Below are 14,891 nucleotides of genomic sequence, written 5' to 3' on the forward strand. Positions count from 1 at the left end.
CAGGGAATTGTTTGGATGATTGCGTGGAAAAGCTTACCGGAAAAGGGTTCCGGCCACGGGGTATAAACAGGCCAAAGCAGGTATAGCCGGGATTTTAATCGCCTCATCACCCCTTATGCTGCCTGGTCATCCGCGTCCACCAACAGCGTATACTCAAACGATGTATACGTTTCTCCGTCGCTCGCCACAGATATCGTTCCATCCATCTTTTCAATGAAATCCTTGCAGATGATCAAAGCAAGACCAGCACCCCGGCCGGTTTCCCGGGTAATAGCGCCCGGAACGCGATAGGTGAAAATGTAAGGCATGTCTATCTCCGTGATCCCACTGCCGCCGTTTGTGACCGTTACCACCACGCGGTCGCCCTGCCGGCGCGCCACAATGGAAACAGGGCTTCCACGGTAGGAATATTTGATCGCATTATGCAACAGGTTCCGGTTCACGAATTGCAGCATTTCACGATCGGCCCGCACGGTCAGCCCCTCCGGGATCTTCAGTTCCATGGCCAGCGCCTTATCCCTGATATCAGCCATCATCGGCTCTTTCACCTCATCCCAAAGACCCTGCAACGACCAGGGCTGGGCATTATAGACGAACCCGCTCAGCTGCGTCTTGATCCAGCTCAGTACCGTTTCAAACAGCTCCAGCGTTTCTTCGGCCTGGGAAAATATGCTGTTGGCAATCTCCCGGAACTCGTCCGGCCTGATATCTTTCCGCTGGAAAAGGTGCGCCACGCTGATCATATTGCTGAGCGGCAGCCTGAAATCATGGGCAAGGATAGACAGCAGCTTGTTCTTAAAATCGTCATGCCGCTGCAGCTGCCGGTTCTTCTCCATCATCATCCTGTTCACCTCCTTCAGGCGTTTGGCGCTCATGTGCGATTCCTTCGTGGATTTGTAATAGATATAGACCAAACCCGCGGCCAGCAAGCTGCACACCGCGAGAAAAACAATGATCATCAGCCGGTGCCTGCTTTCCAGCTTATCCGAAACGGCGGTCTGCTCCTTCAGTTCGTTATTCAGCCGCAAGGCCCTCAGTTCCTGTTCCTGCATGAATGATTCCATGTAATCCTGTTCGCCCTGCGTGCGGAGGTCTTCCTGGTGCGTGGCTATTTCGCAAAGCACATCCGCGTAAGGAACCGCCAGGGCCGGGCTTACCGCCTTATAATACCGGTACAGGGAAGCTACCGGGCGCACCATCAGTTTTTTGTAACCGCCGAGTATGGCCGCATCCAGCATATCTTTTTTATAGGTGATGGAATCGCCCTTGCCGGCATAGCTGGAATAGATGTCCATCTGCGCGTTTGCATACAGGGCGAGATAGGCATACCCCTGCTCAACGGAATGCCTGGCGAGCCGTTGGAGGTTTTGCATGGCCCGGTCCAGCCGGCCGGCCTTTACTTCTTCGTGGGCGAGGAAAAGACCGGTATAAGTGATAATGCGGTCGTCGTGGTAACGGGTGGCGATATCGCGGGCCTTTTGCAGCGCCCACCGGGCGGAATCCTGCCGGAGGCTGTCTTCCGCGAACACGAGGTAATAATTGGCCAGCATGGAAGCCCAGACCGAATCCTTCAGCAGGCGGCTGCCTACGCCCATGGATTCTTCCATATAAGGAACGGCCAGCTCGTCTTTCCCTTCATAATGATAATAGCTGCCGATGCAATAGAGCGCCTGGCAGATGCCAGCGGAATCGCCGAGGTTGCGGTAGCGCATGAGGCCTTCGAGATAGAAGCGATGGGCGAGTTTGCTGTTATTCTGAAACGAGAAGCTGGCGCCAAGGTTCATATATGCATCCGCTAATCCTTTGTGGTAGCGGATCCTAAGGGCAATGGCCTTGGCTTGTTCGGCATAGATGTATGTGCTGTCCAGCTGGTGCACCAGTGAAAGGGCGCTGATGCGGTTGAGCAGGTCTGTGTATTGGGTGCTGTCTTTCACCTGCCCGCTGTGCAGGATGGATTTAAGGGAGCGGATCAGGTGTTGCTGGCCGCGGGCAGCATTTGACAGGATAAATAAGCAACATAGCAGCGGAAGCAGGCGAATATTGCTCCCGTTGGGGAAAATCCGGGGCGGGGAATTTTTTGTCATGGTCTATTGTGTGTACCCGAAGAATTACAGGCGGCATTGTCAAAAACCTCTTTGGCAGCGGCCCGGGGCCGGTGTTTGCTACCTATAATTTACGTAAAACGGTTGGATTTATTGGTATTTCAATATGCAGGGAATTCCCGGTATAAAATGTTAACCGATTGCTAACGGCAATTTGTTCAAAAAATGAACAGAGGAGACAATAAAGTCTTGAAAATGAACAAACTGAACGGCTTTAGATCGATTGCAGCGCAGTAATTTACAGTCTGTCATCAAGTTTTATCGAGGTTGTTCCCCGACAGAGCGTTCCAAAAGACCCTGCCATGAAAGTCCGAGCCCCCGGGATTCATCTCTCCGATACCCATCCTGCCAGCCAGGAATGACAGCCAACAAAACCGTTTTTTAACCAAACCTCCTATAATATGGAAAGCTTGCAAGTACACAACTACGGTTGCCAGGAACTGGATGCAACCACGACCAGAGAAGTTAACGGCGGATTCCTCTCACTGGGTATCAACAACGTTAACGGCAAAATCACTATCGGCGGTCAGCTCGACACCAATGCCCTCCTCTCCGGCTTACCCGGCCTGCCCGGCACCGGCGGCGGTATTCCCGGCGTTGGCGGTCTCGGCAACTTACTCGCCCCTGTTACGAACCTGCTGAACAGCCTGCTTGGCGGCCTCGGCGGCGGTATACTGGGCTAGTACCCGTTAACCGGTTTAAAACCAGGTGGCGCCCCCGGTACAGGGCGTCACCTTCTTTCTTTCACTCTTTTCTTTTCACCACTAAATCCATTCTTATGCAAAACCTCCAGTCTCAATTTTTCGGATGCGAAGAACTCAGCGCCACAGACGCCGGCAACATCAACGGCGGCCTCGACCTCGGCGGTATCGGCGGGCTTGACGGCATCCTCGGCACCGTTACCAACCTCGTTAACGGGCTGCTTGGCGGTATCGGCGGCGGCGAAACCCCTGGCGGCGGCCTGGGTAATATCCTCGGCACGGTGACCAACCTGCTGAACAGCCTGCTCGGCGGCCTCGGTGTCGGCGATATCGTTAATCCATTGTAAACGGGCCATCCCTTTAATCACGTTACCAAACATTTCAACGGACACCGGTAACCAAACGGAACGGCTTGTACAGGCAAACCGGACCATACACAAACAATCTTTAAAGACTGACGTGCGATAATACGTCAGTCTTTTTTATGTGAATCCTTACTTTTGTTGAAATTATTCAACATGAGGATCGTCACCTACAATGTGAATGGCTTGCGCTCAGCCATGACCAAAGGATTCTGCGAATGGCTCAAAACTGATCCGGCAGACGTTATCTGCCTGCAGGAAGTAAAAGCCCACCGCGAAAACGTGGATTTCCAGCAATTCGAGCAGCTCGGCTACACCGACTACTGGTACCCCGCCCAGAAAAAAGGCTACAGCGGCGTGGCCATCCTGACCAAAATAAAACCCGACCACGTTCAATACGGTAACGGATATATGCAAAGCGATGCCGAAGGAAGGGTGATAAGAGCCGATTTCGGAGACGTAACGCTCATCAATGCCTATTTCCCCTCCGGCACCACGGGAGACGAAAGACAGACCTATAAATACCAGTGGCTGGACGAATTCTACGGATACCTCCAGCAGCTCCGCCAGGAAAAGCCCAACCTGGTGGTAGTGGGAGATTATAATATTGCGCACCAGAACATCGATATCCACAACCCCGTCAGCAACAAAGATTCTTCCGGCTTCCTGCCCGAAGAAAGGGCCTGGCTGACCAAATTGTTAGACAGCGGTTTCGTGGATACATTCCGCCAGTTCCACCCGGAGCCGGATCAATACAGCTGGTGGAGCTTCCGTGCCAACGCCCGCAACAATAACAAAGGCTGGCGCATCGATTACATCAACGTCACCGAACCGCTCCGCGGCAGGCTCCAGGACGCAGCCATCTGGCAACAGGTGAAACATTCGGACCACTGCCCCGTTTACCTCCAACTTAAAAAGGCATGATCATATATAATGTTACCACCAAAGTATCGGTGCCGGTAAAAGACAGGTGGGTGGAATGGATGAAGCAGGAACATATCCCCGAGATCATGGCCACCGGCCTGTTTCACGACTACCGCTTCTGCCGCCTGCTGGAGCAGGACGATTCAGACGGGCCTACTTATACCATCCAGTACTTTACAGACACCCTCGAAAACTATTATACCTTTCTCCAGGAATATGCGCCGGTGCTCAGGCAAAAGGGCTTCGATGCTTTCGGAGACCAGTTTGTAGCCTTCAGGACCGTGATGCAGGTGGTATAACGCGTATAACTTATCCACAGGAAATTCACTATTTTCAAGGGGTTGGAGCTTTGGTACAATACTTGGTAGAAGTACGCGTTTTATTACGAAGTATATTAAAAGTCAATGCAGTAGCGCGTTTCATTAGAAACTCCCGATCTGGTAATTTAGTCCGGAGCAATGCCCAATCAGCTGTAAACGTTACCTGTAGGGTTTTTCAGCCTCCAAAAAAAAGTTTTAAAAATTTGGTAATCTTATAAAACGCGCTATATTTGCTCACATCAAACATTTTCTCACTAGTTAAATCTTAACTAACTATGAACAAAGCCGAATTGATCGACAAACTCGCCAAAGACGCTGGCGTTACCAAAACCCAAGCAAACGACGCTCTGGATTCTTTCACTAAAGCTGTTGCTGACACCCTGAAAAAAGGTGGTAAGGTAACTCTGGTTGGTTTCGGTACTTTCTCCGTTTCCAAACGTGCTGCTCGTAACGGCAGAAATCCCCAGACTGGCCAGATCATCAAGATCAAAGCTAAAAAAGTTGCTAAATTCAAAGCTGGTAAAGCTCTGTCTGACAAGCTCTAGGAGTTGGCGACCCAACATTATTTAAGCAAGGAACATTATTTGTTTCTTGCTTTTTTTATTTTTGCACTACATTCATCATTTATTAAAAACAATTAAAAATGGGTAGAGGAGATATCAAAACCAAGAAAGGAAAGATTTCCAACGGATCTTTCGGTAAAAGCCGTCCGGCTAAAACCAAGAAAGCTACTGCCGCAAAGGCTGCTAAAAAGGCTTAATTCACCAGGCCAGATATAGGGGATTCCGGTTATTTGCACGCTGCAAACACCCGGAATCCCTTTATTTTTGCCTGTTTCCAGGATAAATGCTTTATAGGCCCGACCAGTTCAGGGCGCCAGGCGCTCTATTTTCCAGCCCTGCTGCCCGTCTGGCGTATACCGCAACCTGTCGTGCAGCCGGCTGCTGCGCCCCTGCCAGAACTCCACCAGCCCAGGTTTCACCAGGTATCCGCCCCAGTGCGCAGGCCGTTCCGGCGCATGTTGCAGGTGCGCCGCTTCCAGCGTTCTCACCTTTTCTTCCAGGAATTCCCTGCCCGGTATCACCTGGCTCTGCGGCGATGCGATAGCCCCGATGCGGCTGCCTACCGGCCTGGAATGGAAGTACTCATCGCTCACCGCTTCCGGCGCCTTGCTAACGGTGCCCTCTATACGCACCTGCCGCTCCAGCTCTTTCCAGAAAAACAGGAGGGTGACATGCGGGTTCTCCGCCAGCTCCTGCCCCTTGCGGCTTTCGTAATTGGTAAAAAAAAGGAACCCGTTCGCGTCGAAACTTTTCAATAATACGATCCTGGCCGACGGCCGCCCGTCTGCCGTGCTGGTGGCCAGCGTCATCGCATTCGGCTCTTCCAGCTCGCTTTGTATCACTTCCTCCCACCAGTGGCTGAACTGCTGCACAGGGTCAGCCGCCACTTCCTTTTCATTCAGCGTGGCCAGCCGGTAATCCTGCCGGAGGTCCGCTATCTTTTGATTGATCATTGTAGCCCTTTTTCGCAAAATTACGGCATATACCGGCACAGATGCGACCGGTATCTCTATAAGTGGTAATTTACACCTGTTTTAAACCGGAAAGCATGAGAATCCTGACTTGTCTGATCACCACACTGGCCTGCCTCAGCGCTTGCCAGCCGAAAAATACCGGCGCCGGCGGGGACAGCACTGCCATTACTTCCCCGAAAGACACCACCATCGCCATCATGCCGGCGGGCGGCGGCGTTTTTTACAAGCACCTGAAAGGCACGCTGGCGGGGCAACCCGTGACCATGGAGCTTGTTGGCCATGGAGCAGGCCGCTATTCCGCATGGTATTATTACGACAAAGTGGGCGACCCCATCGCGCTGCTCACAAGCGATATGACGGCAGACAGCCTGAACTTTACCGAATACGGCGCCAGCGACGAGGCGAACACCCTCCGGGGGAAATTATCGCCGGACGCGGCTTATAAAGGCACATGGACCGGCGGCGGGAAAAGTTATCCGTTCGACCTCCATGAAGCGGCCGATTCTTCCATCCACTTCACCGTTGCCTCTTATGACGACTCCGCCGCGTTGCTGCCCGGCCGTCATGATTCTCCCGTTGCCACGGCCAGCAGCAGCACCGTATGGCCCGCCGGGGGCGCGGACGATGCCGTGCTTGCATTCATTCGTGAAACCATCGCACCGAAGGCGGGCAGCGACAGCCCCAAAACATTCCTGAAAGAAGATGTGGACAGCTTCCTTAGTGAATACCGCGGCAATAAAAACGACGTGGACACCACGGAACTGAAAGAGCACGGTTTCAGCTGGAACTGGAACGCTTCCACCTCCATCACTGTGGTGTACAACGAATGGCCCCTGCTTGCCCTGGAAAACTTCAGTTCCGCCTTCACCGGCGGCGCTCATGGCAACCACGGCTCAAATTTCATCGCGCTGGACCTTGCCGCCAAAAAAGTGCTGAAGCCTTCAGACGTATTTAAACCGGGTTATAAAAAAGCGCTCTCCGCCGCGCTGGATAAGTCTTTCCGCAAGAAATACAAAATTCCCGCAGGCCAGCCGCTGGATGAGCAATACCTCTTTAAAAAAACCATCGAACCGAACGATAATTTTTTCATTGCCAAAAAAGGCGTCGTATTCAGCTACACGCCTTACGAGATCGGCCCCTATGCAGTCGGGCAGATCACTTTATTCATACCTTTTACAGACATTAAAGGCATCGTACAGGAGAGGTACCTTCAATAATCTATGAGCAACAAAGACAGCCAACAATATAACCAACGGTTCCAGGAAGTATACGAGCGCCTGAACGAGCGCCAGCGCGAGGCAGTGGACAATACCGAGGGCCCTGTAATGGTGATCGCGGGCCCCGGCACGGGCAAAACGCAGATACTCGCCTCACGCATCGGCAAGATCCTGCACGACACCGATTTCCTGCCGCACAATATCCTTTGCCTTACCTACACCGACGCCGGCACCGTGGCCATGCGTAAGCGCCTTACCGATTTTATCGGTCCGGATGCCTACCGGGTGAACATCCATACCTTCCACTCCTTTTGTAATGAAGTGATACAGGACAACCTGTCCCTCTTCGAAAAGAACGTGCTGGACCCGATCTCCGACCTTGAAAAGATCCAGCTGCTCAAAACGCTGATAGACGGTTTCACCAAAGACAACCCGCTCAAACGCTACCGCGGCGATGTTTACTTTGATATGCGCAACCTCGCCAACCTGTTCTCCACCATGAAACGCGAGGGCTGGACGGTGCCTTTCATCAGGGAAAAGGTGGAAGAATACGTTGCGTCGCTGCCGCAGCGCGAGGATTTTATCTACAAACGCGCCAGCGGCCGCTTCAAAAAAGGCGACCTGAAAGAAGAAAAGCTGGCGGGGGAAAAGGAAAAGATGATCCGCCTGCTGGCCGCCGTAGAGCAGTTCGACGTGTTCCAGCAGCTGATGCACAAAGCCAACCGCTACGACTTCGACGATATGATCAACTGGGTGATCCGCGCATTTGAGCAGCATCCGAACCTGCTGCTGGATTACAAAGAGCGTTTCCAGTATATTCTCGTGGACGAGTACCAGGATACCAGCGGTACACAGAACCGGCTCATCCAGCTGCTGACCGGCGGGGAAGAAAAACCGAACGTGTTCGTGGTGGGAGACGACGACCAGTCCATTTACCGTTTCCAGGGCGCCAACATCGAGAACATGGAACAGTTTGCCGGCGAGCACTTCGCGCAGGACCTGCGCACCATCGTGCTCACACAGAATTACCGTTCCGTGCAGAACATCCTGGACGTGAGCATGTCCGTAATAGGCCACAACAAAGGCTCCCGGCTGGTGGACAAGCTGGACGGCCTCAGCAAGCAGCTGCTTGCCTCCAACCTCGTGCTTACTCCGCTGGACATTCCGCCCGTGATCCGCCGCTACAACACCTCCCGCGACGAGATGGTGAGCATCACCACCGAAGTGGAGCAGATACTGGCGCAGGGCGTAATGCCGGGAAAGATCGCCGTTATTTATAAAGAGAATAAATACGGGGAAGAACTGGCGCAATATTTCCGGCTCAAAAAACTTCCCTTCTATTCCAAACGCAACATCAACCTGTTCGAACAGCCCTTCGCCAAAAAGGTCATCCACATCCTGCGCTACATAGCCTGCGAGCTGGAAACGCCCTACAGCGGCGACGACCTGCTGTTCGAGATCATGCACTATGATTTCTACAAAATACCGCCCATAGAGGCCGCGCGCATCAGCATCGAAGTGGCGGAGAAAGGCTACAGCGAAAAATTCTCCATCCGCAAATATCTTCAGGACTGGAACAAAACCCGCAACCCGACGCTTTTTTCCCTGGCGCCCCACGAAGAGGCCATGCGGCTGGGCAACCTGCTCGAAAAATGGATCGCGGACGCGCATAACGTCACCCTCCAGCAGCTGTTCTCCAACATCGTGAGCGAAGGCGGCATCCTGTCGTACATCATGGCTTCGCCGGAGAAGATCTGGCTCATGAAGAACCTCCAGGCGCTGTTCGACTTCATCAAGGACGAAACGCACCGCCACCCCGAAATGAACATCGTATCGTTCATGGAAACGGTGGACCTTATGGAAAGCAATGCCCTGCCCATTCCGCTGGTGCAGGTTTCCGGGAACGAAAAAGGCGTGAACCTGCTCACCGCCCATGGCGCGAAGGGGCTGGAATTCGAATACGTGTTCGTGGCGGGCACCAATTCACACCTCTGGGAAAAGAAGAAAAAAAACGCCGCGGGCTTTTCCTTCCCCGACACCGTGTTTGTCACCGAGGCCACGTCTACCGACGAACAGGAGCTGCGCCGTCTTTTTTACGTGGCCATCACCCGCGCCGAAAAGCACCTGGTGATCAGCTACCCCGAGTTCCGGCAGGACGGTAAGCCGCTGGAGCCCAGCATGTTCATCAGCGAGATCTTACAGGCCCACATCCTGCCGCAGCATAAAATAGAAGTGCCCGAAGAAACCCTGTTCGACTTCGAGGCCCTGCAATACGGCAAAGAGCTGGCGCCCGAGATCGAAAAGGTGGACCAGCTGTTCATAGACACCCTGCTGAACGGCTTTACCATGAACGTGACCGCGCTGAACAATTACCTGCGCTGCCCGCTTTCCTTCTATTACCAGAACCTCGTGCGCGTGCCTTCCGGCCGCTCCGAGAGCACCGAATTCGGTTCAGCAGTGCACTTTGCGCTGGAAAAGCTGTTCCAGAAAATGCAGGAAAAGAACGCGTTCCCGCCGCGGGAAGAGTTCATCAAAGACTTCAAATACAGTATGACCCGCAACCGGGAATGCTTCACCAAAGAGGCTTTCAAGCGGAGGATCGAATACGGGGAAGACATTCTCAGCGCATACTACGACAAATACATTCACACCTGGAACACCGTGGTGAGCATAGAAAGGAATATCCGGAACGTGGTGGTGAACGGCGTGCCCCTCAAAGGGAAGATAGACAAGCTGGAATTCAACGGCAACGAGGTGAACGTGGTGGATTACAAGACCGGGGATTACGAAAAGACGAAGAACAACCTCCGCAAGTTCGACCGGCCTAACCAACGCGATCCCAACGGCGGGGATTACTGGCGGCAGGCCGTATTCTATAAAATTTTGTTAGATAATTATAAACAGAAGAACTGGCAGGTTGTTAGCACGGAATTTGATTTCATAGAGCCCAACAAACAAAAGGAGTATTTCAGGGAAAAGATCGACATTCTCCCGGAAGACATCACCACCGTGAGCCAGCAGATCAAAGACAGCTGGATCAGGATACAGAACAAGGAATTCTATACCGGCTGCGGCAAGGAAGATTGCAAATGGTGCGGCTTCGTAAAGGACAACAAGCTGGAAATCGCCCTGCATTCCCTCGTGGAAGAGGAGGATGAATAATGAACAACAAACAGTAAGTTTGCAAATAATTTAATTCACAGGTCAGGATCATGAATCAGAACATGCGGGGCTGGACAGTCTCATTCCTCATATTGGCTTTCTGCTCTTTTTTCACCCAATGCGCGAACATCGTACCTCCGGGAGGCGGCTCCAGGGATACCCTGCCGCCCAGGCTGGTTAATGTTAACCCTGAAGATTCCACCCTGAACTTCAAGTCGAATAAAGTTGTTTTCCATTTCAACGAATTCGTGGAGCTTGACAACGTGATCGAGAAGCTGATCGTGTCTCCCACCATGAAACGCACCCCGGTGATCACCGCCAAGCTGCGCGTGGTGACCCTTGAGATCAAAGACACCCTTCAGCCCAATACCACTTACACCTTCAACTTCGGCGACGCCGTGAAGGATGTGAACGAACGCAATCCCATCGAGGATTTCCAATACGTGGTGTCTACCGGCACCTATATGGACTCCCTGCAGATAACCGGGAAGGTGCTGATAGCGGAAACCGGCAAGCCCGACAGCAATGTGGCCGTTATGCTTTACGGCAACCTGGAAGATTCCGTAGTGTCTAAGGAAAAGCCGCTGTACCTGGCTAAAACCAAGGGCGACGGCAGTTACCGCTTCAAGAACCTGAAGCCCGGCACTTACCGTCTTTTTGCGTTAAAAGAAGAAGACCGCGATTTTCAATACACCCAGCCGGACGAGCTGATCGCGTTTTCCGACAGCCTGGTGCGGCTGAGCGACAACCTGTCTGAGATGAACCTCGCGCTGTTCAACGAAATAGATACCGTACCCGCAGAGGAAGAGCAGCCCGAAGCCGAGCCGCCTTCCGCAAGGGAAAAAGATAAGAAGAAGGCCAAACCCCGGCTCCAGGTTGGTTTCGATCTCAACGGCGGGCAGCAGGAACTGGGCGATTCCCTCACCATGAGCTTCAACTTCCCCATCAAAACCTTAGACTCGGCGCAGATAGGGCTGTATGAGGACACTACCCGCAAAAAAGTGGCCTTCACCCTTCACCAGGCCGATACCACCGCCAAGAATTTCAAGATCGTTTACAACTGGAAACCCGGCAAACCCTACGAGATCATTTTGCCGGCGGGCTTTGCCACAGACACTTCCGGGCTGCAGACCACCAAGGCGGATACCGTGAACTTCGAGGCCAAAGACCTCGACGATTACGGCACCGTTAAAATAGCGCTCACCGTGAGCGACAGCGCCCGCAACGTATTGCCGGAATCCGACACCAGCTACCAGTTCGTGGTACAGCTCGTTTCCGGCTCTGACATCAAATATACCGGCGTGGTGCGTAACGGCCGTTGGGAAAGAGGGCTCATCCAGCCCGGGGAGTACCAGATCAGGGTGGTGGTAGACCGGGATAAGAACGGCGTATGGGATACCGGCGTGTATTACGGTGTGCCCAGGAAGCAGCCGGAAACCGTATTTTCGTTCAAAGACCCTATCAACATCAAAAAGAACTGGACGGTCAGCCCATCGGTCAAACTATAGCCTTTATCCGTAATTTTGCATAATGATCTTCTCCTCCGCATTGATTGAAAATGCTGTAAATGAATTTGCAAGGCTGCCGGGCGTTGGTAAAAAAACAGCCCTGCGGCTGGTGCTGCACCTGCTGAAGCAAGATACCGCCCAGGTGGAGCTGTTTTCCGAAACCATTGCTCGCATGCGCCGCCAGATCAAGTTCTGCCAGTATTGCCACAATGTGAGCGACGACGATACCTGCAGCATCTGCGCCAACCATTCCCGCAACAGCCATGTGGTGTGCGTGGTGGAAAGCATCCGCGACGTGATCGCCATTGAGAACACCCAGCAGTTCAACGGCGTGTACCATGTGCTGGGAGGCATCATCTCCCCCATCGACGGCATCGGGCCGGACCAGCTGCAGATCCATTCCCTCGTGGAAAGGGTGCAGCAGCAGGGCATCGAAGAGGTGATCATGGCGCTGAGCCCGACCATTGAAGGCGATACCACCATCTATTACCTGTCCAAGAAACTGAAGGACTTCCCCGTGAAGATCACCACCATCGCCAGGGGCATCGCTTTCGGCGGAGAACTGGAATATGCGGACGAAATGACGCTGGCCCGTTCCCTTACCAACCGGCTGCCGCTGGAAAACTACCTCCAGCAGGGGAAATAACACAATAAGTTCATCCCCGGATTTCCGCCAGGATAACTATCTTTATACCTCGTAATCATTATCTAACTGCACACTCCAAAAAGGCCAGATCATGTTCAAATTAGCACTACTCTCCCTTTTTTTCTCCTTCGCCTTCGGTAACGTATACGACTTCAAAGTTGATGCGCTGGAAGGAGGAAAGATAGATTTCTCCAAATACAAAGGAAAGAAGATCCTGATCGTAAATACAGCATCCATGTGCGGCAACACCCCGCAATACGCTGAACTCGAAAAGCTGTATAAAAAATACAAGGGCAAGCTGGTGATCGTGGGTTTCCCCGCCAATAACTTCGGCGGGCAGGAACCGGGCTCCAATGAAGAAATTAAGGCGTTCTGCAGCAAAGAATACGCCGTTACTTTCCCTATGGCCGCCAAGGTTTCCGTGAAAGGGTCAGACATCCATCCCCTGTACCAGTGGCTGATAGCCGAAAGCAAGGCCAAACAATTCTCTCCGGAAGAAGTGACCTGGAATTTCCAAAAGTACCTGCTGAACGAGAAAGGTGAGCTGGTGGCCGTTTTCAAGCCCCGCACCCTGCCGTCTTCACCGGAAGTGATCGAGGCGATAGAAAAACACTGACCGATATGCACAAACATCTGCTGAAATTCCTCACGGCCACCGGCTGCGCTGCCTTATTGTTTACCGCCTGTTCCAGCTACGATCCCAACGAGCTGCTGAACTGCGAAAACGCGGCCTTCAGCCTCTCCGGCAGCGGGGATGCCAGATCCCTTAAATTACTTAGCGCCAACATGTTGCGCAGCCAGAACCTGAAGCTGCTGGCCGTGGAAGCCTATTATAAAGACAGCGTGCGGGTGCTGCTGAACCTTGCCGCCGCGGGCTTCACTGCAGACGGACTGAAGAGCGACAGTCTCCCTTCCGGCACTTTCGTTTTCTCCCTCCGCCAGGCCAGCGCCTCTCCCGGTAAAGTGATACTGGGCTTCAAAACAGGAAAGGAATACCAGTTCCTCACTACAGACAGCTCTTCCATTACCATCACGGAAATAAACGCCGCCAGCCGCACGGTTTCCGGTACTTACCATGTGGAAACCCTGAACCCGGCCATGGAAATGCAGGGCAGTTTCAGCAAAGTCTGTTTTCGGTCCATCCAATAATAAAGCAGTATTTTTACGGCCATGTTTTTCTCTGATATCATAGGGCAGCAGGCAGCGCGGGATCAATTGCTGCATGCCGTGGAACAGAACCGCCTCAGTCATGCCATGATACTGCTGGCGCCGGAAGGCGCGGGCGGATTGCCCGTAGGGCTGGCATTTGCGCAATACATCGTGTGTGAGAACCGGCAGCTGCAGGATGCATGCGGCCAGTGTTCCGCCTGTAAAAAAGCCGCACAATACATTCACCCGGATATTCATTTTTCCTACCCCGTCATTCCCCGCAAACCGGGCGACAAGCCCGTCAGCACGGATTACATTACCGAATGGCGGGAATTCATCGCCGGGCAGCCGTACGGCAATGCTTACGACTGGCTGCAGTTCATCGGTGCGGAAAACAAGCAGGGCAATATCACGGCGCACGAATGTTCCGACATTATCCGCAAGCTGAACCTGAAAAGTTTCGAAAGCGACTATAAGATCCTGTTCATGTGGATGCCTGAATACCTGGGCAACGAGGGCAACCGCCTGCTGAAGCTGATCGAGGAGCCGCCGGCCAATACCATTTTTATACTCGTGGCTGAGAACCAGGAGCAGATACTGGCCACCATTCTCTCGCGCACGCAGCTCGTGAAGATCAACCCGCTTTCCAAGCAGGAGGTGGTGAATGCCCTGGTGGCCCGCAATCAGGCCCCCGAGCCCCGTGCCCGGCAGATCGCCACCATTGCTTCCGGTAATTACCGGGAAGCATTGCAACTGCTGCAACACGCCGAAAACGATTACCATGAATTGTTGCGGAACTGGCTGAACTGCATTTTCATGCAAAACCGGCAGGGATTGCAGGATTGGGTGGAGCATATTGCCAGCGCCAAAATGGGCCGGGAAAACCAGAAGCAGTTCCTCCGGTATTTCATCAATGTGCTGGAGCACAGCCTGCGCGTGCAGTATATGGACCGCAGTCACCTGGCTTTTTCAGACGAGGAGGTGGACTTTGCGGAGAAGCTGAGAAAGCTGGCCAACCTGGGCCAGATGGAGCAGATCACGGAGGAGCTGGACAATGCTTACTATCATATTGAGCGCAATGCCAATGGCAAAATACTCTTCCACGCGCTGTCCATCAGGCTTCAGTACATTTTTAAGGGCCGGGCGCTGCCGGTATAGGCTGTCAACAATTTGCCGTACCTTTGACCCTTAATTCCCTGTACGTCTTTGTGAATCTGAAAGTAAATATGTACTTTTAGTGACCTGCGGACGCAGGGATAAGTA

Annotated in this window: 15 protein-coding genes; 13 read left to right on the top strand and 2 right to left on the bottom strand. The window is 52.9% G+C overall.

Annotated elements, in window-relative coordinates; translation table 11 throughout:
• Nucleotides 1–113: 113 nt before the first annotated feature.
• On the bottom strand, nucleotides 114–2,084 hold the full coding sequence (locus ACTJIK_RS01860) for a sensor histidine kinase (RefSeq protein WP_440644565.1): 1,971 nt from the start codon (nucleotides 2,082–2,084) through the stop codon (nucleotides 114–116).
• A gap of 419 nt (nucleotides 2,085–2,503) precedes the next feature.
• Here ACTJIK_RS01860 and ACTJIK_RS01865 point away from each other — a divergent pair, with 419 nt between their 5' ends.
• From ACTJIK_RS01865 to ACTJIK_RS01890, 6 genes are all read left to right on the top strand, one after another.
• A complete protein-coding gene (locus ACTJIK_RS01865; RefSeq protein ID WP_440644566.1) occupies nucleotides 2,504–2,785 on the top strand; it encodes a hypothetical protein in 282 nt (93 codons plus the stop codon).
• A gap of 95 nt (nucleotides 2,786–2,880) precedes the next feature.
• On the top strand, nucleotides 2,881–3,150 hold the full coding sequence (locus tag ACTJIK_RS01870; RefSeq protein WP_440644567.1) for a hypothetical protein: 270 nt from the start codon (nucleotides 2,881–2,883) through the stop codon (nucleotides 3,148–3,150).
• A 171-nt stretch (nucleotides 3,151–3,321) separates the two neighbouring features.
• Nucleotides 3,322–4,089, top strand: a complete 768-nt coding sequence (locus ACTJIK_RS01875; protein ID WP_440644568.1) for an exodeoxyribonuclease III — start codon at nucleotides 3,322–3,324, stop codon at nucleotides 4,087–4,089.
• On the top strand, nucleotides 4,086–4,388 hold the full coding sequence (locus ACTJIK_RS01880) for a DUF4286 family protein (RefSeq protein ID WP_440644569.1): 303 nt from the start codon (nucleotides 4,086–4,088) through the stop codon (nucleotides 4,386–4,388). The genes ACTJIK_RS01875 and ACTJIK_RS01880 overlap by 4 nt, the downstream gene beginning before the upstream one ends.
• A gap of 296 nt (nucleotides 4,389–4,684) precedes the next feature.
• Nucleotides 4,685–4,954 (top strand): HU family DNA-binding protein, encoded by a 270-nt coding sequence (locus tag ACTJIK_RS01885; protein ID WP_074241463.1) that lies wholly within the window; start codon nucleotides 4,685–4,687, stop codon nucleotides 4,952–4,954.
• A gap of 98 nt (nucleotides 4,955–5,052) precedes the next feature.
• Nucleotides 5,053–5,169 carry a 30S ribosomal protein THX gene (locus ACTJIK_RS01890; RefSeq protein ID WP_440644571.1) on the top strand — a complete coding sequence of 39 codons (117 nt, stop codon included), beginning with the start codon at nucleotides 5,053–5,055 and terminating at the stop codon, nucleotides 5,167–5,169.
• Nucleotides 5,170–5,277: 108 nt separating this feature from the next.
• Here ACTJIK_RS01890 and pdxH read toward each other — a convergent pair whose 3' ends face one another.
• Nucleotides 5,278–5,925, bottom strand: coding sequence for a pyridoxamine 5'-phosphate oxidase (gene pdxH, locus ACTJIK_RS01895; protein ID WP_440644572.1), 648 nt, complete (start codon nucleotides 5,923–5,925; stop codon nucleotides 5,278–5,280).
• 95 nt (nucleotides 5,926–6,020) lie between these two features.
• Here pdxH and ACTJIK_RS01900 point away from each other — a divergent pair, with 95 nt between their 5' ends.
• From ACTJIK_RS01900 to ACTJIK_RS01930, 7 genes are all read left to right on the top strand, one after another.
• Nucleotides 6,021–7,163, top strand: coding sequence for a DUF3298 domain-containing protein (locus ACTJIK_RS01900; protein ID WP_440644573.1), 1,143 nt, complete (start codon nucleotides 6,021–6,023; stop codon nucleotides 7,161–7,163).
• Nucleotides 7,164–7,166: 3 nt separating this feature from the next.
• Nucleotides 7,167–10,325, top strand: coding sequence for an ATP-dependent helicase (locus ACTJIK_RS01905; RefSeq protein ID WP_440644574.1), 3,159 nt, complete (start codon nucleotides 7,167–7,169; stop codon nucleotides 10,323–10,325).
• 50 nt (nucleotides 10,326–10,375) lie between these two features.
• Nucleotides 10,376–11,833 (top strand): Ig-like domain-containing protein, encoded by a 1,458-nt coding sequence (locus ACTJIK_RS01910; RefSeq protein ID WP_440644575.1) that lies wholly within the window; start codon nucleotides 10,376–10,378, stop codon nucleotides 11,831–11,833.
• A gap of 22 nt (nucleotides 11,834–11,855) precedes the next feature.
• Nucleotides 11,856–12,479: a recombination mediator RecR gene (gene recR / locus ACTJIK_RS01915; protein ID WP_440644576.1), complete on the top strand. Its 624-nt coding sequence runs from the start codon at nucleotides 11,856–11,858 to the stop codon at nucleotides 12,477–12,479.
• A 91-nt stretch (nucleotides 12,480–12,570) separates the two neighbouring features.
• A complete protein-coding gene (locus ACTJIK_RS01920) occupies nucleotides 12,571–13,095 on the top strand; it encodes a glutathione peroxidase (protein WP_440644577.1) in 525 nt (174 codons plus the stop codon).
• 5 nt (nucleotides 13,096–13,100) lie between these two features.
• The gene (locus ACTJIK_RS01925; RefSeq protein WP_440644578.1) at nucleotides 13,101–13,628 is read left to right on the top strand and encodes a hypothetical protein; all 528 of its coding nucleotides are present in this window, start codon (nucleotides 13,101–13,103) and stop codon (nucleotides 13,626–13,628) included.
• A 21-nt stretch (nucleotides 13,629–13,649) separates the two neighbouring features.
• Nucleotides 13,650–14,786 (top strand): DNA polymerase III subunit, encoded by a 1,137-nt coding sequence (locus ACTJIK_RS01930; RefSeq protein ID WP_440644579.1) that lies wholly within the window; start codon nucleotides 13,650–13,652, stop codon nucleotides 14,784–14,786.
• The last annotated feature ends 105 nt before the right edge of the window (nucleotides 14,787–14,891 follow it).

Source organism: Chitinophaga sp. 22620, assembly GCF_052044405.1.
Lineage (GTDB): Bacteria > Bacteroidota > Bacteroidia > Chitinophagales > Chitinophagaceae > Chitinophaga.

Coding starts and splice junctions, on each gene's coding strand:
- ACTJIK_RS01860 (WP_440644565.1), bottom strand. CDS start 2,084: ATGACAAAAAATTCCCCGCCCCGGATTTTCCCCAACGGGAGCAATATT.
- ACTJIK_RS01865 (WP_440644566.1), top strand. CDS start 2,504: ATGGAAAGCTTGCAAGTACACAACTACGGTTGCCAGGAACTGGATGCA.
- ACTJIK_RS01870 (WP_440644567.1), top strand. CDS start 2,881: ATGCAAAACCTCCAGTCTCAATTTTTCGGATGCGAAGAACTCAGCGCC.
- ACTJIK_RS01875 (WP_440644568.1), top strand. CDS start 3,322: ATGAGGATCGTCACCTACAATGTGAATGGCTTGCGCTCAGCCATGACC.
- ACTJIK_RS01880 (WP_440644569.1), top strand. CDS start 4,086: ATGATCATATATAATGTTACCACCAAAGTATCGGTGCCGGTAAAAGAC.
- ACTJIK_RS01885 (WP_074241463.1), top strand. CDS start 4,685: ATGAACAAAGCCGAATTGATCGACAAACTCGCCAAAGACGCTGGCGTT.
- ACTJIK_RS01890 (WP_440644571.1), top strand. CDS start 5,053: ATGGGTAGAGGAGATATCAAAACCAAGAAAGGAAAGATTTCCAACGGA.
- pdxH (WP_440644572.1), bottom strand. CDS start 5,925: ATGATCAATCAAAAGATAGCGGACCTCCGGCAGGATTACCGGCTGGCC.
- ACTJIK_RS01900 (WP_440644573.1), top strand. CDS start 6,021: ATGAGAATCCTGACTTGTCTGATCACCACACTGGCCTGCCTCAGCGCT.
- ACTJIK_RS01905 (WP_440644574.1), top strand. CDS start 7,167: ATGAGCAACAAAGACAGCCAACAATATAACCAACGGTTCCAGGAAGTA.
- ACTJIK_RS01910 (WP_440644575.1), top strand. CDS start 10,376: ATGAATCAGAACATGCGGGGCTGGACAGTCTCATTCCTCATATTGGCT.
- recR (WP_440644576.1), top strand. CDS start 11,856: ATGATCTTCTCCTCCGCATTGATTGAAAATGCTGTAAATGAATTTGCA.
- ACTJIK_RS01920 (WP_440644577.1), top strand. CDS start 12,571: ATGTTCAAATTAGCACTACTCTCCCTTTTTTTCTCCTTCGCCTTCGGT.
- ACTJIK_RS01925 (WP_440644578.1), top strand. CDS start 13,101: ATGCACAAACATCTGCTGAAATTCCTCACGGCCACCGGCTGCGCTGCC.
- ACTJIK_RS01930 (WP_440644579.1), top strand. CDS start 13,650: ATGTTTTTCTCTGATATCATAGGGCAGCAGGCAGCGCGGGATCAATTG.